The sequence below is a fragment of the Streptomyces sp. HUAS 31 genome (genome assembly GCF_028198125.1).
GTDB classification, from domain to species: domain Bacteria; phylum Actinomycetota; class Actinomycetes; order Streptomycetales; family Streptomycetaceae; genus Streptomyces; species Streptomyces chartreusis.
Genome location: NZ_CP116353.1, coordinates 6215673 through 6234821 on the forward strand (window position 1 = coordinate 6215673; position 19149 = coordinate 6234821).

20 protein-coding genes are annotated in these 19149 nt (G+C 71.5%); 12 read left to right on the plus strand and 8 right to left on the minus strand.

Annotated features, from left to right (window positions below; all coding sequences use genetic code 11):
• Positions 1–29: 29 nt before the first annotated feature.
• Both fdxA and PGH47_RS27815 read left to right on the plus strand, forming a co-directional pair.
• Positions 30–350, plus strand: coding sequence for a ferredoxin (gene fdxA / locus PGH47_RS27810; protein ID WP_030961637.1), 321 nt, complete (start codon positions 30–32; stop codon positions 348–350).
• A 143-nt stretch (positions 351–493) separates the two neighbouring features.
• A complete protein-coding gene (locus PGH47_RS27815; RefSeq protein ID WP_271665681.1) occupies positions 494–1588 on the plus strand; it encodes a bifunctional succinyldiaminopimelate transaminase/glutamate-prephenate aminotransferase in 1095 nt (364 codons plus the stop codon).
• A 189-nt stretch (positions 1589–1777) separates the two neighbouring features.
• Here the strand turns inward: PGH47_RS27815 and PGH47_RS27820 are convergent, their stop codons facing one another.
• Positions 1778–2275: an ATP-binding protein gene (locus PGH47_RS27820; RefSeq protein ID WP_125529311.1), complete on the minus strand. Its 498-nt coding sequence runs from the start codon at positions 2273–2275 to the stop codon at positions 1778–1780.
• Positions 2276–2651: 376 nt separating this feature from the next.
• A complete protein-coding gene (locus tag PGH47_RS27825; RefSeq protein ID WP_443048540.1) occupies positions 2652–3629 on the minus strand; it encodes a heavy metal transporter in 978 nt (325 codons plus the stop codon).
• A 96-nt stretch (positions 3630–3725) separates the two neighbouring features.
• Between PGH47_RS27825 and dapE the strand changes: the two genes are divergently transcribed.
• Positions 3726–4805, plus strand: coding sequence for a succinyl-diaminopimelate desuccinylase (gene dapE, locus PGH47_RS27830; RefSeq protein ID WP_271665683.1), 1080 nt, complete (start codon positions 3726–3728; stop codon positions 4803–4805).
• Between the two features lie 148 nt (positions 4806–4953).
• Positions 4954–5712: a TIGR00730 family Rossman fold protein gene (locus PGH47_RS27835; RefSeq protein WP_107903151.1), complete on the plus strand. Its 759-nt coding sequence runs from the start codon at positions 4954–4956 to the stop codon at positions 5710–5712.
• A 45-nt stretch (positions 5713–5757) separates the two neighbouring features.
• On the opposite strand, the gene folP is transcribed toward PGH47_RS27835, so the two are convergent.
• Complete coding sequence (gene folP / locus PGH47_RS27840) at positions 5758–6618, minus strand: dihydropteroate synthase (RefSeq protein ID WP_107903148.1); 861 nt, start codon at positions 6616–6618, stop codon at positions 5758–5760.
• A 146-nt stretch (positions 6619–6764) separates the two neighbouring features.
• Between folP and PGH47_RS27845 the strand changes: the two genes are divergently transcribed.
• Both PGH47_RS27845 and PGH47_RS27850 read left to right on the plus strand, forming a co-directional pair.
• Positions 6765–7115: a DivIVA domain-containing protein gene (locus PGH47_RS27845; protein WP_271668173.1), complete on the plus strand. Its 351-nt coding sequence runs from the start codon at positions 6765–6767 to the stop codon at positions 7113–7115.
• Complete coding sequence (locus PGH47_RS27850; RefSeq protein ID WP_271665684.1) at positions 7112–7699, plus strand: DNA-3-methyladenine glycosylase I; 588 nt, start codon at positions 7112–7114, stop codon at positions 7697–7699. The genes PGH47_RS27845 and PGH47_RS27850 overlap by 4 nt, the downstream gene beginning before the upstream one ends.
• Before the next feature lie 68 nt (positions 7700–7767).
• Here PGH47_RS27850 and PGH47_RS27855 read toward each other — a convergent pair whose 3' ends face one another.
• Positions 7768–8571 carry an enoyl-CoA hydratase/isomerase family protein gene (locus tag PGH47_RS27855; protein ID WP_126902326.1) on the minus strand — a complete coding sequence of 268 codons (804 nt, stop codon included), beginning with the start codon at positions 8569–8571 and terminating at the stop codon, positions 7768–7770.
• Between the two features lie 373 nt (positions 8572–8944).
• Between PGH47_RS27855 and PGH47_RS27860 the strand changes: the two genes are divergently transcribed.
• Positions 8945–9112 carry a DUF3117 domain-containing protein gene (locus tag PGH47_RS27860; protein WP_003966491.1) on the plus strand — a complete coding sequence of 56 codons (168 nt, stop codon included), beginning with the start codon at positions 8945–8947 and terminating at the stop codon, positions 9110–9112.
• Between the two features lie 96 nt (positions 9113–9208).
• Here the strand turns inward: PGH47_RS27860 and PGH47_RS27865 are convergent, their stop codons facing one another.
• Positions 9209–9841, minus strand: coding sequence for an O-methyltransferase (locus PGH47_RS27865; RefSeq protein ID WP_093747197.1), 633 nt, complete (start codon positions 9839–9841; stop codon positions 9209–9211).
• 301 nt (positions 9842–10142) lie between these two features.
• On the opposite strand from PGH47_RS27865, the gene sigE reads away from it, so the two are divergent.
• The 5 genes from sigE (at position 10143) to PGH47_RS27890 (ending at position 15783) form a co-directional block, all read left to right on the plus strand.
• The gene (gene sigE, locus PGH47_RS27870; protein WP_125529651.1) at positions 10143–10841 is read left to right on the plus strand and encodes an RNA polymerase sigma factor SigE; all 699 of its coding nucleotides are present in this window, start codon (positions 10143–10145) and stop codon (positions 10839–10841) included.
• On the plus strand, positions 10838–11809 hold the full coding sequence (locus tag PGH47_RS27875; RefSeq protein ID WP_271665685.1) for an anti-sigma factor family protein: 972 nt from the start codon (positions 10838–10840) through the stop codon (positions 11807–11809). Before sigE ends, PGH47_RS27875 begins: the two co-directional genes overlap by 4 nt.
• A gap of 314 nt (positions 11810–12123) precedes the next feature.
• The gene (locus tag PGH47_RS27880) at positions 12124–14265 is read left to right on the plus strand and encodes a trypsin-like peptidase domain-containing protein (RefSeq protein ID WP_271665686.1); all 2142 of its coding nucleotides are present in this window, start codon (positions 12124–12126) and stop codon (positions 14263–14265) included.
• 184 nt (positions 14266–14449) lie between these two features.
• Positions 14450–14887, plus strand: a complete 438-nt coding sequence (locus tag PGH47_RS27885) for a sec-independent translocase (RefSeq protein ID WP_030946734.1) — start codon at positions 14450–14452, stop codon at positions 14885–14887.
• A 227-nt stretch (positions 14888–15114) separates the two neighbouring features.
• Positions 15115–15783 (plus strand): hypothetical protein, encoded by a 669-nt coding sequence (locus tag PGH47_RS27890; protein WP_229914882.1) that lies wholly within the window; start codon positions 15115–15117, stop codon positions 15781–15783.
• 161 nt (positions 15784–15944) lie between these two features.
• Here the strand turns inward: PGH47_RS27890 and PGH47_RS27895 are convergent, their stop codons facing one another.
• From PGH47_RS27895 to PGH47_RS27905, 3 genes are read right to left on the minus strand one after another with little or no spacing between them, the layout of a single operon-like run.
• On the minus strand, positions 15945–17078 hold the full coding sequence (locus PGH47_RS27895) for an Mrp/NBP35 family ATP-binding protein (protein ID WP_271665687.1): 1134 nt from the start codon (positions 17076–17078) through the stop codon (positions 15945–15947).
• 42 nt (positions 17079–17120) lie between these two features.
• The gene (locus tag PGH47_RS27900) at positions 17121–17717 is read right to left on the minus strand and encodes a DUF1003 domain-containing protein (protein ID WP_271665688.1); all 597 of its coding nucleotides are present in this window, start codon (positions 17715–17717) and stop codon (positions 17121–17123) included.
• On the minus strand, positions 17707–19002 hold the full coding sequence (locus PGH47_RS27905) for a magnesium transporter MgtE N-terminal domain-containing protein (protein WP_271665689.1): 1296 nt from the start codon (positions 19000–19002) through the stop codon (positions 17707–17709). Before PGH47_RS27905 ends, PGH47_RS27900 begins: the two co-directional genes overlap by 11 nt.
• Positions 19003–19149 lie beyond the last annotated feature (147 nt).

A 19149-nucleotide genomic window follows, 5' to 3' on the forward strand; every position in this document is an offset into this window, starting at 1 on the left:
CCAGCGCCCTATCGAGGAGGAACGACAGCGTGACCTACGTCATCGCGCAGCCTTGTGTCGACGTCAAGGACAAGGCGTGCATCGAGGAGTGCCCGGTCGACTGCATCTACGAGGGCTCCCGGTCCTTGTACATCCACCCGGACGAATGCGTCGACTGCGGAGCCTGTGAGCCGGTGTGCCCGGTCGAGGCGATCTTCTACGAGGACGACACTCCGGAGGAGTGGAAGGACTACTACAAGGCGAACGTCGAGTTCTTCGACGAGCTCGGCTCCCCCGGCGGCGCCAGCAAGCTGGGCCTGATCGAGCGCGACCACCCCTTCATCGCCGCGCTGCCGCCGCAGGCCGAGTAATCCTCACGGCGACCCGCACAGCGTGCCGCCTCGGTCCCGTACGGCCTGATCGCCTTGATCACCGTACGGGACCGAGGCGTTGCCGTATCCGGCCGTACCGGTGACACCGGCATACCGGCAGTACCAGAAAGTGAGCCAGATCCGTGTCCGCAGTCTCCGACCGCCTTCCGACCTTTCCCTGGGACAAGCTGGAGCCGTACAAGAAGACGGCCGCCGCGCATCCGGACGGGATCGTCGACCTCTCCGTCGGCACGCCGGTCGACCCGGTCCCCGAGCTGATCCAGAAGGCGCTGATCGACGCCGCGGACTCCCCGGGCTATCCGACGGTCTGGGGCACCCCGGCGCTGCGCGACGCGATCACGGGCTGGGTGGAGCGCCGGCTGGGCGCCCGTGGGGTCACCCACCGGCACGTCCTGCCGATCGTCGGCTCCAAGGAACTGGTCGCCTGGCTCCCCACCCAGCTGGGCCTCGGCCCCGGCGACCGGGTGGCGTACCCGCGGCTGGCCTACCCGACGTACGAGGTGGGCGCCCGACTCGCCCGCGCCGAGTACGAGGTGTACGACGACCCGACCGAGCTGGACCCGCGCGGTCTGAAGCTGCTCTGGCTGAACTCGCCGTCCAACCCCACCGGCAAGGTCCTCTCCGGGCAGGAGCTGACCCGGATCGTCGCCTGGGCCCGTGAGCACGGCGTCCTGATCTTCTCCGACGAGTGCTACCTGGAGCTGGGCTGGGAGGCCGAGCCGGTCTCCGTCCTGCACCAGGACGTCAACGGCGGCTCCTACGACGGCATCGTCGCGGTGCACTCCCTGTCGAAGCGCTCGAACCTGGCGGGCTACCGGGCGGCGTTCCTGGCCGGCGACCCGGCGGTCCTCGGCCCGCTCCTGGAGATCCGTAAGCACGGCGGCATGATGACGTCGGCCCCGACCCAGGCGGCGGTCGTCGCGGCCCTCGGCGACGACGAGCACGTCCGCGTCCAGCGCGACCGCTACGCCGCCCGCCGCACGGCCCTGCGCCGGGCGCTTGAGGCCCACGGCTTCCGCATCGAGCACAGCGAGGCCAGCCTCTACCTCTGGGCCACCCGCGACGAGTCCTGCTGGGCCACCGTCGCCCACCTGGCCGACCTCGGCATCCTGGTGGCCCCCGGAGACTTCTACGGCGAGGCCGGCGCCCGCCACGTACGCGTGGCGTTCACGGCGACGGACGCCCGAGTGGAGGCGGCGGTACACCGCCTGGCGTGACGCACAGGGGAGCGGCTGCCGCCACCGCTGTGGGCAGTCGTTCCGCAGGGCGGAACGGGTGGGCACAGCCTGCAGCGCCGGGCGCCGCCCAGGCATGCCCCGGCCTCTGCCGACGTAGGCATGCAAAAAGCCGACGGGGCCCAGGGAAGTCCCTGAACCCCGTCGGCTCAAGCCAGGCGCAGCCGATCGTCAGCCGACCGGGAGGCCCTGCACCGGCAGCGAGCCGGTCGCCGGCAGGCCGCCCTGCGTGGCCGAACCCGCCGCGTCACCGAGGACGGCACCGACCGAGCCGGCCACGCCGCCCGCGGTCTGCTGCGCGGCCGCGGCACGCTCCTTGGCGACCTTGCCGCCGGTCTTCGTCACCTTGCCGCCGGCCTTCTTCGCGGCGGGCACCGCCTTCTTCGCGGCCTTGCCGCCGCTCTTGGTCACCTTGTCGCCGGTCTTGGCCGCAGCCGGGAGCGCCTTGTCGACGGCCGTGTCGACGGCGCCGCCCGCGAGTCCGGCGGCGTTCTGGGTGGCACCGTCGACGACCGTCGTGCCGTCCAGGGCGGTCAGGCCGCCGACCTGGGGGGCCTCGGGCAGTCCGGGGGCCGCACTGGCGGAGCCGGCCGCACCGACCCCGGCAGCCGCCCCCGCAGCGACGAGCAGCGCGGCACGGGCGATCCGGCGGGTCAGGGGGAGGGACATGATGCTCCTTCGACGGGTCTGTCGGATGAGAACGATGAAGTGTCCGACCCTGCCCGGCAGTTGAGCCGACTGGACTGCGGCGACTGACGGTGGACCGACTGGCTGTTGATCTCCGGGCTCGGACGCAGTGACTACCGCTCGAAGCCCGTGAAGGTTGCGGCGCGCCAATGTAAAGAGTTGGCAATGCGTCGCATTATCGCCTGCGGATAAAAACGGGCAAAGCGCGTCCTGTCCGAAAGCCCGGGGAATCCTTACAGCCCTTTGTTCTCAAGGCTTTTGACGGATTCCGAAGGAGCCGCGCGAAAACCTGCCCACACCGTCGCCGCCCGACACCTCGACCAACCCGTCGGAGTGAGTCGTCGAACCTCCGCGCGTACTACGGAGCAGTGACGATCCGGACCGCGCCCGCACCGCTTTCGGCCTCCGTGGCACCTGCCCCGGTGATCGCGCGCCACTGGCTGTCGGTGTTCCCGGCGGTCCACTGCCGACCGGCGTACGAAACCCGCTTGATGTGCAGATCCGAGGCGTTGGCCACAGCCCAGTGCGCCAGCTGCCAGCCACGCTCGCGTGCACCGCGCCCGGCGCCGGAGCCCTCGTCGGCCGGCACCGGCAGCAGCACCGTCCGGTCGTCCTGCTTGATCACGGACGGCGTCGGCGAGGGCGCCGCCTTCTCACCGCTCACCTCGGCCCCGGCCGGCTGGAGCGCGTCGCGCCCGAAGTCCCGCAGCAGCGCGTCCCGCACCGAGTCCGCCCCTGTGGCCCGGGCGGTTCCCGTACGGCCCTCGCAGGTCAGCGTGGCCGCCGAACGGCCCGTGAGGGCGGCGGCGAGCAGCGTCGCGTCCGGCTCGTGCTTGGCGTACGCCTCCGGGAAGCCGCTGCGCTGGACGCGCTGGGCGGCGACGGTGAGCGGCAGCCGCGTGTAGTCGGGGACCTTGACCAGGTGCTCGTAGAACTCGCCCGCCGAGTAGACCGGGTCGAGGATCTCCTCCTCGGTGCCCCAGCCCATCGACGGCCGCTGCTGGAACAGACCGAGGGAATCGCGGTCGCCATGGCCGATGTTGCGCAGGCCCGACTCCTGGAGCGCGGTGGCCAGCGCGATCGTGACGGCCCGCTCGGGCAGCCCGCGGCCGGTGCCGACGGCGGCGATCGTCGCCGCGTTCACCGCCTGCTCGGGCGTGAACTCGTAACCGGCGCCGTCGCCCTTGCCCGACACGACGTCGCAGCCCGGTGTCCCCGTGCCCCCGGTGACGTACTGCACCGCGAGGTAGCCCGCCACGGCGAGCAGAACCATGAAGGCCGCTCCGCGACGGAGGAGACGGCCACGACGTTTGCGAGTGGGTGACAGCTCTGGCACGTCGTACAAGGTAGCTGAGGTTACTGAGGGGTACCGGCGCAGTCGGAAATCGGTGGGAAAAGTGGGGCGACGCCACGGCGCGTTAGGGTCGGCACCATGGCCGACACCTCCCTTGACCTCACGCTGGACGCCGCGAAGCTCACCGCGCAGCTCGTCGACTTCCCCTCCGTCAGCGGCACGGAGAAGCCCCTGGCCGACGCCGTCGAGACCGCCCTGCGCGCCCTGCCGCACCTGACGGTCGAGCGGTACGGCAACAACGTCGTGGCGCGCACGCACCTGGGCCGGCCGGAGCGCGTGATCCTCGCCGGTCACATCGACACCGTGCCGATCGCGGACAACGTCCCCTCCCGGCTGGACGAGGACGGCGTCCTGTGGGGCTGCGGCACCTGCGACATGAAGTCCGGCGTCGCCGTCCAGCTCCGCATCGCCGAGACGGTCGTGGCCCCGAACCGCGACCTGACCTTCGTCTTCTACGACAACGAAGAGGTGACCGCCGAACTCAACGGCCTCAAGCACATCGCCGAGAACCGCCCGCAGTGGTTGGAGGGCGACTTCGCGGTGCTCCTTGAGCCGTCGGACGGCGAGGTCGAGGGCGGCTGCCAGGGCACGCTCAGGGTCCTGCTCAGGACCAAGGGCGAGCGCGCCCACTCCGCGCGCGGCTGGATGGGCTCGAATGCGATCCACGCGGCGTCCCCGATCCTGGCGCGCCTCGCCTCGTACGAGCCGCGGTACCCGGTGATCGACGGCCTTGAGTACCGCGAGGGCCTGAACGCGGTCGGCATCTCGGGCGGAGTGGCGGGCAACGTCATTCCCGACGAGTGCGTCGTGACCGTCAACTTCCGCTACGCCCCGGACCGCACCGAGGAGGAGGCCGTCGCCCATGTCCGCGAGGTCTTCGCCGACTGCGGCGTCGAGGAGTTCGTGGTGGACGACCACAGCGGCGGCGCGCTGCCGGGGCTGTCCCACCCGGCGGCGGCCGCGTTCATGAAGGCGGTCGGAGGCACCGCGCGGCCCAAGTACGGCTGGACGGACGTCTCCCGCTTCTCGTCCCTGGGCATCCCGGCGGTGAACTACGGTCCCGGCAATCCGCACTTGGCCCACAAGCGGGACGAACGGGTGGAAACCGCGAAGATCCTGGCGGGCGAGGAGCGGCTGAGGGCGTGGCTCACGGCGTAGCGCCCACGGGAGGCGGGGGCCCGATGCGGGCGTGGGCCTCGGGATCGCCGGGACGGCGCTCCATGGCGGACACGCTCGCGTCCCCCGTCCGTAACCCGCGTGGATCTACGCTGAGGTGGAAAGACCTGGCAAGCGGAGGGAGCGCTATATGGCTACCGGCAACCCCGAGGGCAAGAAGCAGCCACCGGAGGAGCAGCGCCTGGGACCGGTCCTGAGGCGGCGAGACCAGGTGACCGCGAGCACCACGGACCAGCGGCTGCTGGACGCGGGAGGCCCGTCGGACTGGGTCCACACCGACCCCTGGCGCGTCCTGCGCATCCAGTCGGAGTTCATCGAGGGCTTCGGCACGCTCGCCGAACTCCCGCCCGCCATCAGCGTCTTCGGCTCGGCGCGCACACCTGTGGACTCGCCCGAGTACGACGCCGGCGTCCGCCTCGGCCGCGGCCTGGTCGAGGCCGGCTGGGCCGTGATCACGGGCGGCGGACCCGGCGCCATGGAGGCGGCGAACAAGGGCGCGCTGGAGGCGAAGGGCATCTCGGTCGGTCTCGGCATCGAGCTCCCCTTCGAGCAGGGGCTCAACCCGTACGTCGACATCGGCCTGAACTTCCGGTACTTCTTCGTCCGCAAGATGATGTTCGTCAAGTACGCCCAGGGCTTCGTGGTCCTGCCCGGCGGCCTCGGCACCCTCGACGAACTCTTCGAGGCCCTCACCCTCGTCCAGACCCAGAAGGTCACCCGCTTCCCGATCGTCCTGTTCGGCAGCGCCTACTGGGGCGGCCTGGTCGACTGGCTCAAGAACACACTGATCGCCCAGGGCAAGGCCTCGGAGAAGGACCTGCTCCTGTTCCACGTCACGGACGACGTGGACGAGGCGGTCGCACTGGTGTCGAAGGAGGCCGCGCGCTAGCGGTACTCAGCCCGCCGGGTGAGTGACGGCGGGGGCGAAGCGATGTTACGCCAGCCCCCGCCGGGCCACCGCGGGCGGACGGTGGCCCGCGATCGACGCCACCATGTCCAGCACCTGCCGGGTCTCCGCCACCTCGTGGACCCGGTACACCTGCGCGCCCAGCCACGCCGACACCGCGGTCGTCGCCAGCGTCCCGACCACCCGCTCCTTGACGGGCTTGTCCAAGGTCTCGCCCACGAAGTCCTTGTTGGACAGGGAGACCAGCACCGGCCAGCCCGTCTCCACCATCTCCCCGAGCCGCCGGGTCGCCTCCAGGCTGTGCCGGGTGTTCTTCCCGAAGTCGTGCCCGGGATCGATCATGATCGACTCCCGCGGCACCCCCAGCTCCAGCGCCCGCTCGGCCAGTCCCACGGTCACCCGCAGCACATCGGCCATGATGTCGTCGTACGTCACCCGGTGCGGCCGCGTCCGGGGCTCCGCGCCTCCGGCGTGCGTGCAGACCAGCCCCACGCCGTAGCGCGCGGCGACCTCCGCGAGCCCGGGGTCCACGCCGCCCCACGCGTCGTTCAGCACATCGGCACCGGCTTCGCAGACAGCGGCGCCCACCTCGGCTCGCCAGGTGTCCACGCTGATCACGACGTCCGGGAAGCGCCGCCGCACCTCGGCCACGAACCCGACCGTGCGCCGCGCCTCCTCCTCGGCGGTCACCTCTTCGCCAGGCCCGGCCTTGACCCCGCCGATGTCGATGATGGCGGCCCCCTCGGCGACCGCCTGCTCCACGCGCGCGAGGGCGGGCTCGTCGCGGAACGTCGCCCCCTGGTCGTAGAAGGAGTCCGGGGTCCGGTTCACGATCGCCATGATCACCGGCTCGTGCGCGTCGAACTCACGCCTGCCCAGCCTGAGCATCCCCTGTGACCTCTCCCTGAGTGTCCTGGTACGTCCTGGCCTTTCGGCCGCCTGCGACCCTAACTGTCAGAGTCGCATGGCACGATCGGACCCTGACACACTCGACCGCACGCATTCACCGCACCGTGGGGGCCACAGCGATGCTCATGTTCCTGTTCCTGGTCGTCGCGCTGGCCGTCGTGGTCGCCGCGGTGACCCTCGCAGTGGTGGGCGGCGGCGAGGGCGGCGGCCCGCTGCCGGAGGCCGCGCCGGAGCGCCTCCAGGACCCGCTGCCCCCGGACCGCCCGATCGGCCGCGCCGACATCGACAGCCTCCGCTTCCCGCTCTCCGCCCGCGGCTACCGCATGGCCGACGTCGACGACGCCCTCAGCCGCCTCGGCGCCGAGCTCGCCGAGCGCGACGCCCGCATCGCCGACCTGGAGTCCGCCCTGGCGGGCGCCCGGACCTCGCCCGGCCACATCTCCATGGCCAAGCCCGCCCCGGAGGACGAGCAGTGAGCGACGGTACGGCGGTGGCGGGCCCGGACGGCGCCCTGCGCTGCCCCTGGGCCCTGTCCACCCCGGACTACGTGACGTACCACGACGAGGAGTGGGGCCGCCCGGTCCACGGGGACGACGCCCTCTTCGAACGCCTCAGCCTGGAGGCCTTCCAGTCGGGCCTGTCCTGGATCACGATCCTGCGCCGGCGTGAGGGTTTCCGCGCCGCCTTCGCCGGCTTCGAGATCGCGAAGGTCGCGACCTTCACGGACGCCGACAAGGACCGCCTCCTCGCGGATGCCGGCATCATCCGCAACCGGGCGAAGATCGAGGCGACCATGGCCAACGCACGCGCGCTGGCCGAGTGGACCCCCGGCGACCTGGACGACCTGATCTGGTCCCACGCCCCCGACCCGGCCGCCCGCCCGGCCCCGAAGACCGTGGCGGACGTCCCGGCGGTCACGCCCGAGTCGACGGCCCTGTCGAAGGCGTTGAAGAAGCGGGGCCTGCGGTTCGTGGGACCGACGACGGCGTACGCACTGATGCAGGCGTGCGGTCTGGTCGACGATCACTTGCAGGCTTGCGTCGCCAGGAGTGCCCCGTAAGGGGCGCGGGGAACCGCGCGATCAACCACGGCGAGCCCGCAGTCCCCGACGGCGCTACCGCCCCGAGCTCATCGGCCCAAATACTTTGGCTTCTCCTTGTTGACGAACGCCTGCACCGCGATCGCGTGATCCTCCGAGGACCCGGCCCGCGTCTGCAGCTCGTCCTCCTTCTCCAAGGTCTCCTCCAGCGAGTGCGACAGCCCGAAGGCCACGGCCTCCTTGATCGCGCTGTACGCCACTGTCGGCCCCTCGGCCAGCGCCCGTGCCACCTTCTCGGCCTCCGCGCGCAGCTCACCCGCGGGCACCAGCCGGTTCGCGATGCCCAGCTCGTACGCCTCCTGCGCCTTGATGTTCCGCGGGAAGAGCAGCAGGTCGGCGGCGCGACCCGGGCCGACCACCCGCGGCAGCGTCCAGGAGATGCCGGAGTCCGCGGTCAGCGCCACCCCGGCGAACGACGTGTTGAACGCGGCCGTGTCGGCCACGACCCGGTAGTCCGCGGCCAGCGCGAACCCGAAGCCCGCCCCCGCCGCGACCCCGTTCACCCCGGCCACCACCGGCTTCGGCATTCCGGCGAGCGCCCGCACGATCGGGTTGTAGTGCTCCCGGACGGTGCTCATGGTGTGCCCCGACCCGGTCTCCCGGTCGGAGATCAGCAGCCCGATGTGCTCCTTCAGGTCCTGACCCACGCAGAACGCGCGCTCCCCGGCGGCGGTCAGCAGCACGGCCCGTACGGCGTCGTCGCCCGCCGCGGCCCGGACCGCCTCCCGCAGGGCGACCTTGGCCGCGACGTTCAGTGCGTTCATCGCCTCGGGGCGGTTCAGCGTGATCGTCGCGAGTCCGTCGCTCACCTCGTAGAGCACGGTGTCGGCCATGGCGTATCCCCTCCGGTGTGCGGTTCGGTCGTACCAGTCGGTACGCGAATGTCTGAGGACAGCATGGCGGAGATCACGGACGACGGCCCTGACCGGACGTGTGACCTGCGTCAAAGAAATTGTGTCCGGTTCCGGACAGCCGAAGTGCGTGCGGTGGCGCAGTATCGCAGTCACATCGCCGAATTGAGTGGTTTTGCTCGCGTGCGTTGCCCAAGCGATGCCGACTGATGTTGGTCATCGGGTCCTGAGATGCGGGATAATGGCTTGGAAGCAATGTGTTCGATGCCGGTGTCGCGAGTCTGTGCCAGACGCGCGTGCCCTCCATGGGGCCGTCGGCTTTGACGATGAGCTGGTTTCAGGAAGGGGAACGAGCATGGCGGCCATGAAGCCGCGGACGGGCGATGGCCCGCTCGAGGTGACCAAGGAGGGGCGGGGCATCGTCATGCGCGTTCCGCTCGAAGGCGGCGGTCGGCTCGTCGTCGAGCTGACCCCTGACGAGGCCGACGCGCTCGGCGACGCCCTCAAGAAGGTCGTCGGCTGACGCGGCAGCGACCCTACCCTTTCGGCGGCCCCGGCATCGCACATGGTGCCGGGGTTGCTGCGTCCGCGGAGCCGGCCGATCCGTGGAGTCGGGCGCTCAGCGCTTGACGGCGCACAGCAGCCCGTCACCCACCGGCAGCAACGACGGCACCAGGTCCTGGCTCTCGCGCACCGCGCGCAGCAGCTCCCGGATGCGTATGACCTCGGTGGGCTGGGGGCCCGAGTCGACCGTGCGGCCGTTGGTGAAGACGCCCTCGAAGACGACCAGGCCACCCGGACGCAGCAGGCGCAACGATTCAGCGAGATAGTCGAGGAACTCCAGCCGGTCGCCGTCGCAGAAGACGAGGTCGTACCCGGCGTCCGCGAGACGCGGCAGGACGTCCAGCGCGCGGCCGGGGATGAAACGGGCGCGGTTGCTGGCGAAGCCGGAGGCGCGGAAGGCCTGGCGGGCGAACTGCTGGTGCTCCGGCTCGGGGTCGACGGTGGTCAGGACACCGTCCGGGCGCATGCCGTGCAGGAGGTGGATCCCGGAGACGCCGGTACCGGTGCCGATCTCCGCGACCGCTTTGGCGTCCACGGTGGCGGCGAGCATCCGCAGCGCGGCGCCCGTGCCGGGCGACACCGAGCGCAGCCCCGCCTCACGGGCCCGGTCCCGGGCCCAGCGCAGGACGTCGTCCTCGGCGACGTAGGCGTCGGCGAACGCCCAGCTCGTCTGCCGGTTGCCGGTAATGGCCCTCTCCTGTCCCCGTGGTTGCCTGGGCGTGACTGTATCCGTTGCGGCCGGGAACCCGCAGATGGGACCGCGCGTTTAGAGGGGTGGGAAGACGAGCGGGGGGACACAGTTGGATCACGACGACGAGCAGGGCCGTGAGCAGGCGCCGACGCGGGCGCACCAGCCGTCCCGGCCCAGATCAAATTCTCGTAAAACCGCTTATCCGGAGCTAACGGGCGAGGTGGCTATGGTAGGGGCTCCACTGGACACCACCAGAGCCGACAGGGGAGGTGCGGCTGCGCCTGTGGATCGGGGAGGAGTGCTACGGCGCTTCCTCGGATCGGCGGGCAGGCCGAAATCCGTGAACGACACCGCTGACCACAGTCACGCCGGCGACTTCGCCCAGACCGCGACCTTCTCCACCGACGCGGACGGGCAGGCGTGGACTCCGCCCACCTGGGAGGAGATCGTCAGCACGCACAGCGGCCGCGTCTACCGACTGGCGTACCGCCTGACCGGCAACCAGCACGACGCCGAGGACCTCACCCAGGAGGTCTTCGTCCGTGTCTTCCGGTCCCTGTCGACGTACACGCCGGGCACCTTCGAGGGCTGGCTGCACCGCATCACCACCAACCTGTTCCTGGACATGGTCCGCCGTAAGCAGCGCATCCGCTTCGACGCGCTCGGGGAGGACGCGGCCGAGCGGCTGCCCAGCAAGGAGCCCACGCCGCAGCAGGTCTTCAACGACGCCCACTTCGACGCGGACGTCCAGCAGGCCCTCGACACCCTCGCGCCCGAGTTCCGGGCCGCCGTCGTCCTGTGCGACATCGAAGGACTTTCGTACGAGGAGATCGCCGCGACCCTCGGCGTCAAGCTCGGCACCGTCCGCTCCCGTATCCACCGGGGCCGCTCGCAGCTGCGCAAGGCCCTCGCCCACCGGTCGCCGGAGGCGCGCGCCGAGCGCCGCTCCTTCGTGCCGCGTGTGGCCGCACTGGGGGGAGGGGGCGCGCCCGCGTGAACGACTCCCGACTCAATCCGGCCGAACGACTCCTGGCCGAGCAGCACCTGGGCGACCGACTCTCCGCCCTCGTCGACGGAGAGCTCGGTCATGAGACGCGCGAGCGGGTTCTCGCCCATGTGGCGACCTGTGCCAAGTGCAAGTCCGAGGTCGACGCGCAGCGCCGGCTGAAGAACGTCTTCGCGGAGGCGGCGCCGCCGCCTCCCTCCGAGAGCTTCCTTGCCCGCCTTCAGGGCCTCCCAGGGGGAGGTGACCTGGACGGCGGCGGCTCGCCGCTGGGCGGGGGTGGATTCGGCGGACTGTCCGGCCGGCCCGGCACCGCCGGGGCCTTCGGTGTGAAGCGCGGTGAGGGCTTCGAGTTCGGATACGTCCCCGCGGGCTCGCACGCCCCGGCGCTCCCCGCCTCCGACCGCGGCTTCCGCACCCACCCCGTGGGCCGTCCCGACACCGATCGCTCCGCGTCCTCGCGCATGCGGTTCGCGTTCGTCGCGGCGGGCGCGGTGTCGCTGGCCGCCATCGCGCTGGGCGGCGTCACGACCAGCGCGCCGACCGACGCGGAGGCCCGCGGCGGCTCCGGCGGCAGCAATGTGACGCCGGCGCGGACGCAGGGCACCGGTGCCGCGACCGCGCCCGAGAACCAGCGCCGCCGTGGGGCGGGCCCCCTGCTCGCGCAGGGACAGGGCCAGCGAAACCTCGACACCCCGGCCGCCTCGACCGAGGTGTCGGCCCCGCTGCTGCCCGGGATGCCGGACCAGGGCGCCGACCCGGACGTGCACACCCTGACGGCACCCGTGATGGCCGGCGCGGCCGCCATGTCCCCGCTGATACGTCCGCTGGGTGAGACCCCGCCGCTCACCCTGACCGCCTGGTCCCCGGACACCGGGATCACCGCGACCCCGGGTCTGCTCGCCGCACCCGTCCCCGACGCGACGTCGTCCCCCTCCGCCTCCTCGGCCACCAACCGCTGACCGGCCTCTGCGCAGCGGCCCACGAACCTGATTGAATCCGGGGTGGGCCGCGCGCCGTGCCCTGTGGGCCGGGCGCGGAGTAGAGGCACCGCGGTCGCCGTTGTCGCCGCGTGCGGGGTGGGGGAGGTAGCACGAAGTCGCCGGTTTCCCGAGGGAGACCGAGCGCGACAGCGCAGTGTCGAGTAGGCAATCAGAGCACCGGGACATCTCCCGGTGGCGGCCTGCGGAGGAACCAGGGATCGCGTCAGGGCGGGGTTCTTCTCAGGGCCCGCTTCCTACTCGGGCATCGGTCGGCAGCGAGCAGGAAGCAGAACATGAACGAGGGGAAGCCCGCGAAGGCGAAGTGGTGGAACCGACCTCGACCGCAGGGGGCCTCGGGCCGGGCGGACGGGACGACACCCACGCCGGACGAGCCGATGCCGGTGACGGCACCTGAGGGCGCGCGGGATCGGGACGGCGACTTCGAACTGCGGCCCGCCGACGCGGGTACGGGTGACGCCGTCTCCGCCGACGGTGACTTCGAACTGCGGCCCGCCGGCGCGGGTGCCGGTGACGCGGCCTCCGCCGACGGCGACTTCGAGCTGGCGCTGCCGGCGGCGAGCGGGACCGGGGAGAACAGCGCCTCCGCCGACGGTGACTTCGAGCTTCGGCCCGCTGCGGGTGGCGTGGGCGACACGGCCCCCGACGCGGGCGACTTCGAGCTGGCCAGGCCGGCCGAGGTGCCCGCACCGGCAGCGGCAGCCGTTGAGGAGCCCGCCGACCGGCCGACCGTTCCCGCAGCGCCCGTGGCGGAACACCCCAAGCCCCTCCACGACCCCGACCCCTACAGCACCCCGCCCTACGGCGAGCCCGGCCCCTGGGCACCCGCACCGCCGGTCCAGCACCCGGCGACGACACCGGCCCACGGGACGGCCGTACAGCCGCCGACGCCCGCCCACGGCACGTCGGCCGGGCCGATGCCGCCCACCACGGCCGGCGCTCCCGTCCCCGCCGTCCCCGCCCAGGAGACGCCCGCACCGGCGGCCCCTGTCATTCCGGCCCAGGCTGCGCCCCCGGAGACGACTCACGCGGCACCGCCGCCCCCCGCCATCCCCACCCAGCCCTCGCCCCACCCCCCAATTCCAGCCACTCTTGATCAACCCGGCCCCACGGCCACCCCCACTCCCACCGCCACCTCCGCCCAGACGCCAACCTCCACCGACACCGCCACCCAGACCTCCGCCCCCGCAGACACCGCACCCCCCGCCAACCCCTGGCAGAACTACGACCCCTGGGCCCGCGCGGCGCTCCCGGTCTCGCCCCTTCAGCAGAACGGGGCCGCCGTCGCCGGCAAGGAGCAGCGGCGTAAGCGGGCGAAGAAGGTGTTGTTCGTCGGGGCGTTGGTGCTGGCGCTCGTGTCCGGTGGCGTCGGCGGGGCCGTGGGGGCGTATCTGGAGCGCAACGGCGGCATGGGTGGTATCGAGCTGCCGCAGGCCGGGGCCGAGCCCGTCGGACGGGCACCGGACAGCGTCGCCGGGATCGCGGCCCGCGCACTGCCCAGTGTCGTGACCCTCCATGTGAGCGGACGCGAGGCGCAGGGCACCGGCACCGGCTTCGTGCTCGACGACCGGGGGCACATCCTCACCAACAACCACGTCGTCGAACCCGCGGGCGACGACGGCGAGATATCCGTGACCTTCCACAGCGGCGACACCGCCAAGGCCACCGTCGTCGGCCGCGACAGCGGCTACGACCTCGCCGTCGTCAAGGTCAGCGGCGTCAGCGGCCTGAAGCCCCTGCCGCTCGGCAACTCCGACAACGTCCAGGTCGGCGACCCGGTCGTCGCCATCGGCGCCCCGTTCGACCTGGAGGGCACCGTCACCTCCGGCATCATCAGTGCCAAGGAGCGGCCCATCACGGCCGGCGGCGAGAGCGGTGACGGAAGCGACGTGTCGTACGTGGACGCGTTGCAGACCGACGCCCCCATCAACCCCGGTAACTCCGGCGGCCCCCTCCTCGACGCCCGGGCCCGGGTCGTCGGCATCAACTCCGCGATCCGTTCCGCCGACACCGGATCCGACCTCGACGGCGCCCAGGCCGGCTCCATCGGCCTCGGCTTCGCCATTCCGGTGAACCAGGCCAGGCGCGTCGCCGAGGAGCTGATCAACACCGGCCACGCGACGCACCCGGTCATCGGCGTCACCCTCGACATGGACTACGCGGGCGACGGGGCCCGCGTGGGCACCAAGGGCAGCGACGGCGGCTCCGCGGTCACCGGCGGCGGTCCCGGCGACAGGGCCGGCATCGAGCCCGGCGACGTCATCACCGAGGTCGACGGGCAGCGCGTGCACTCCGGTGAGGAACTCATCGTCAAGACCCGTGCCCACCGCCCCGGCGACCGGCTGAAGCTGACGCTGAAGCGTGGCGGCAAGGAAGTCACGATCTCCCTGACGCTGGGTTCGTCGAGCGGAGGCTGAGCGGGGACCGAAGTCACAGAAACCTCTCACCGTGAGCCGTGTCACCGCCGCATCGAGGCCCTGACAAGGCAAACAACCCGGAAAACCGCACGCCCACACGCATTCGGAGGGCTCGGGACAGTACCGGTCGTAGCGGATCGCCGGGTACCGTGGAGCCGACCGAGGACATCGCAAGGAGCTTCAGGTGTTCAATGACATAGGACCGCTCGAGCTGGTGACGCTCATCGTCCTCGCCGTGCTCGTCTTCGGTCCGGACAAGCTCCCGAAACTGATCCAGGACGTCACGCGGACGATCCGTAAGATCCGCGAGTTCTCGGAGAGCGCGAAAGAGGACATCCGGCAGGAACTCGGACCGGAGTTCAAGGACTTCGAGTTCGAGGACCTCAACCCCAAGACGTTCATCCGCAAGCAGCTGGACAACGACGAACTGGGGCTCAAGGAGATCCGCAACGGCTTCGACCTCAAGAAGGAGATGGCCGAGGTCACCGACGCCGTGCACAGCCGTGAATCGGAGTCGTCGTCCTCGTCGTCGTCCGGGTCCTCCGGCGGCAGCATCGACATGACGAAGAAGCCCGAGAACCCTCGCGACGAGCGCCCGCCCTACGACGCGGACGCCACCTGAGCCGTACGAACACGGGAGCGGTCGGCACCCGTACGTGACGCTTCTCATACTCCGCCCGGGTCGCACACGGCCTGATCCCGCCCTCCGTGCGCCCTACGCGCCGGGCGCTTTCCATGCTGCTCGAAGCGGTGTGGCTATGCTGCCGAGTTGTTGTGCGGACCGGACGAGTACGCCCGAAGGGGGGCGGGCCGGGCTGGTCCGGCCAGAACGAGGAGGCGTCCGGGCACATGGAGACGACGAGTCAGACGACTAGTCGCGCAGTCGCGCAGGAACCGGCCGCGGAGAGCGGACAGCACGTCCCCTCTGCCCGGCGCACGGTCGACGGCTATCTGCTGGCGCCCTTCCCGTGGTACGGCCTCGATGAGGCCTTCACGGGGCCGCGCTGGCTGATGCAGGTCGGAACGGCGGCCGACGGGGCCGTGGAACACGGATCGATCGGGCACGGGGACGAGCCCTCCGTGCGCAACGAGGCGACCGAGGACCGGGAGAAGTTCGCGGTCGTGGTGACCGTCGCAGCGAATCCGTCCCGGCGCAGCGCCGACGGTACGGGGCTGCTGGAGGCCACCTCGGTGTCCTCGGCGGCGTGGCTCGCGGGCGTCGGGCTGCTGACGTTCACGTGGCCGGGGCAGATGGACCACACGCTGCGGGACGACTGGCTGGAGCAGCAGACGGAGACGGCGTGGGCGCTGGCCGACGATCTCGCCGGGTCGGCGTGGTCGACGCTGTCCCTGCCGGTCGACGGGGTGCCGACGCCCTTCCACTACCGCGAGTCCGAGTTCGGCTGGGTGCTGGCCGGGTCCACTCAGGCCGGGGTGCATGTGGGTGCGTACGGGCGGGGGATGAGCGCGTACGGGCTCGGGTTCGCCGTGGTCAAGGACATCAGCGCGTACGCCTAGCCAGCGGGGCTGGGCCGATGTGAGGGGCGCCGGTGGATTCGGCGCCCCTTCGCCGTGGGCCTTCGGTGTAGTCGGCGGCTGCGGGTGGTGGGGGTTGCTTTGCTCGCGCAGTTCCCCGCGCCCCTGAAGGGGCGCTCACGCGAGGCCCCTGGAGAAGCGTCCTAGAACTTGTTGCGCGGCGTGATGCCCAGGGACATGCCCGACAGGCCCCTCTGGCGGCCGCCGAGCTTGCCCGCGATGGAGCGCAGGGCCGAGCCCGCCGGGCTGTCCGGGTCCGTCAGGACGACCGGCTTGCCGTCGTCGCCGCCCTCGCGGAGGCGGACGTCGATCGGGATGCTGCCGAGAACCGGGACGTTCGCGCCGGTCGTGCGGGTGAGGCCGTCGGCGACCGTCTGGCCGCCGCCCGTGCCGAAGACGTCGACCATCTCGTCGCAGTGCGGGCAGGGCAGGCCGGACATGTTCTCGACCACGCCGACGATCTTCTGGTGGGTCTGGACGGCGATCGAGCCGGCCCGCTCGGCGACCTCGGCCGCGGCCTGCTGCGGGGTCGTCACGACCAGGATCTCGGCGTTCGGGACCAGCTGGGCGACGGAGATCGCGATGTCACCGGTGCCGGGCGGCAGATCCAGGAGCAGGACGTCCAGGTCGCCCCAGTACACGTCCGCCAGGAACTGCTGGAGAGCGCGGTGGAGCATCGGGCCGCGCCAGACGACCGGTGCGTTGCCCGGGGTGAACATGCCGATGGAGATGACCTTCACGCCGTTCGCGGACGGCGGCATGATCATGTTCTCGACCTGGGTCGGACGCCCGTCGGCGCCCAGCATGCGCGGCACGCTGTGGCCGTAGATGTCGGCGTCGACGACGCCCACCTTGAGGCCGTCGGCCGCCATCGCCGCCGCCAGGTTGACCGTGACGGAGGACTTGCCGACGCCGCCCTTGCCGGAGGCGACCGCGTACACGCGGGTCAGCGAGCCGGGCTTGGCGAAGGGGACCTCGCGCTCGGCCTGGCCGCCGCGCAGGGCGTTCGCCAGCTCCTTGCGCTGTTCGTCGCTCATCACGTCGAGCGTGACGTCGACGCCGGTGACGCCCTCGACCGCGGAGACGGCGTCCGTCACGCGCTGCGTGATCGTCTCGCGCATCGGGCAGCCGGAGACCGTCAGGTACACGGTGACCGCGACCGTACCGTCCGCACCGATCTCCACCGACTTGACCATCCCGAGTTCCGTGATGGGGCGGTTGATCTCGGGGTCGTTCACCGTCGCCAGTGCCTCGCGCACCGCGTCTTCCGTAGCCATAGGACGATGGTACGGCCCGGTAGCCATGCCCCGGAAAGGCTGTCAGCGGTCGTCTACGTCACGTCCGCGCGACCGATCCGCCGGGAATACCCCGCCCTCGCGGTGACCGTTGCCCCGCTCCTCCAGCTCTTTCATCAGATCCTGGAGCTCGGAGCGCATCCAGTCGCGGGTGGCGACCTCGCCCAGGCCGATGCGCAGCGAGGCGATCTCGCGGGTCAAATACTCGGTGTCGGCGATGGACCGCTCGTTCTGCTTGCGGTCCTGTTCGAGGTTGACCCGGTCGCGGTCGTCCTGCCGGTTCTGTGCGAGCAGGATCAGCGGGGCGGCGTAGGAGGCCTGGAGCGAGAGCATCAGGGTCAGGAAGATGAACGGGTACTCGTCGAACTTCAGCTCGCCGGGCGCGAAGACGTTCCACAGCACCCACATGATGATGACGATCGTCATCCAGACGATGAACCGTCCGGTGCCCAGGAAGCGCGCGATGCGCTCCGAGAGCCGTCCGAAGGCCTCCGGGTCCCATTCGGGCAGCAGCCGGCGGCGCGGCGGACGGGGTTGGTCGAGGCGGGTGCGGGGCGCACGGGAGGCCGCGGTGGCGCCCGAGACCGTGCGCTCGCGTGTGCCCTCGCGCTCAGGCGCCATGCCCCGACACCCCCTGGCCCGCGTCCTCGTCCAGATGGAACTCCGTCTCCCGCCAGTCCTCGGGCAGCAGATGGTCCAGCACGTCGTCGACGGTCACCGCCCCCAGCAGCGACCCCGAGTCGTCCACGACCGGGGCCGCGACCATGTCGTACGTCGCGAAGAACCCGGCGACGACCGGCAGCGCGGCATCCGGCTCCAGCGCTTCGAGCGCCTCGTCGAGCAGCGCGCTGACCAGCGTGTACGGCGGGTCGCGCAGCAGCCGCTGGAAGTGGACCGTGCCGAGATACTTGCCGGTGGGCGTCTCGTCGGGCGGGCGGCAGACGTAGACCTGGGCGGCGAGGGCCGGGGACAGGTCGGGGTTGCGGACCCGGGCGAGGGCGTCGGCGACGGTGGCGTCCGGGCGCAGGATGATCGGCTCGGTCGTCATCAGACCGCCGGCCGTGTGCTCCTCGTACGCCATCAGCCGGCGCATGTCTGCCGCGTCGGCGGGCTCCATCAGGCTCAGCAGCCGCTCCTGCTCGTCCGGCGGGAGCTCGCCGAGCAGGTCGGCCGCGTCATCCGGGTCCATGGCCTCCAGAACGTCGGCGGCGCGCTCCTCCTTGAGCTTGCCGAGGATCTCGATCTGGTCGTCCTCGGGGAGCTCCTCCAGGACATCGGCCAGTCGGTCGTCGTCGAGGGCGGCGGCGACCTCGGCGCGGCGCTTGGGGGAGAGGTGGTGCAGGACGTTGGCGAGGTCGGCGGGCCGCAGCTGCTCGAAGGTGGCCAGGAGGCTCTCGGCGCCCTGGCCCTGCTCCTCCAGGGAGAAGCCGGTGACGGCGGACCACTCGACGGTCAGCGACTCGCCCTTCGCGCGCCGCAGTGGACCGCTCCGACCGCCCTTGCGCACGAAGACCTTGTCGATCTCCCAGTCCCGGCGGGCCGGGAGCTGTCCGACCGACAGATCGAGGACGGTGACCTCCTCGCCGGTCTCGACGAGGGTGACGCGCCGGTCGAGGAGCTCGCCGAAGACGAGGCGCTCGGTGGGGCGCTGCTCGAAGCGCCGGACGTTGAGCACGCCGGTGGTGATGACCTGGCCGGACTCGATGCCGGTCACGCGGGTCATGGGCAGGAAGATTCGGCGCCGCGTGGAGAGTTCGACGACGAGGCCGAGCAGCCGCGGCGGACGCCGGCCGACCCGGAGCATGACGACCAGATCGCGGACGCGGCCCACCTGGTCGCCGCTCGGGTCGAAGACGGCGATACCGGCGAGATGCGAGACGAAGATCCGGGGCGCGCCGGCTGCCATGGCTGCGGCTCCTTTTCGTGCCGGGTGTGCGTGTTGCTGTCGAGGCTGCGCTGCCGTGCCGCCTTTTGTCGAATTGCCCGCTCGGGTGGGCTTCAGGCTAGCCCGTCCGGATCCGATACGCCCTGGTGAGAGGTCCGGACGGACCGG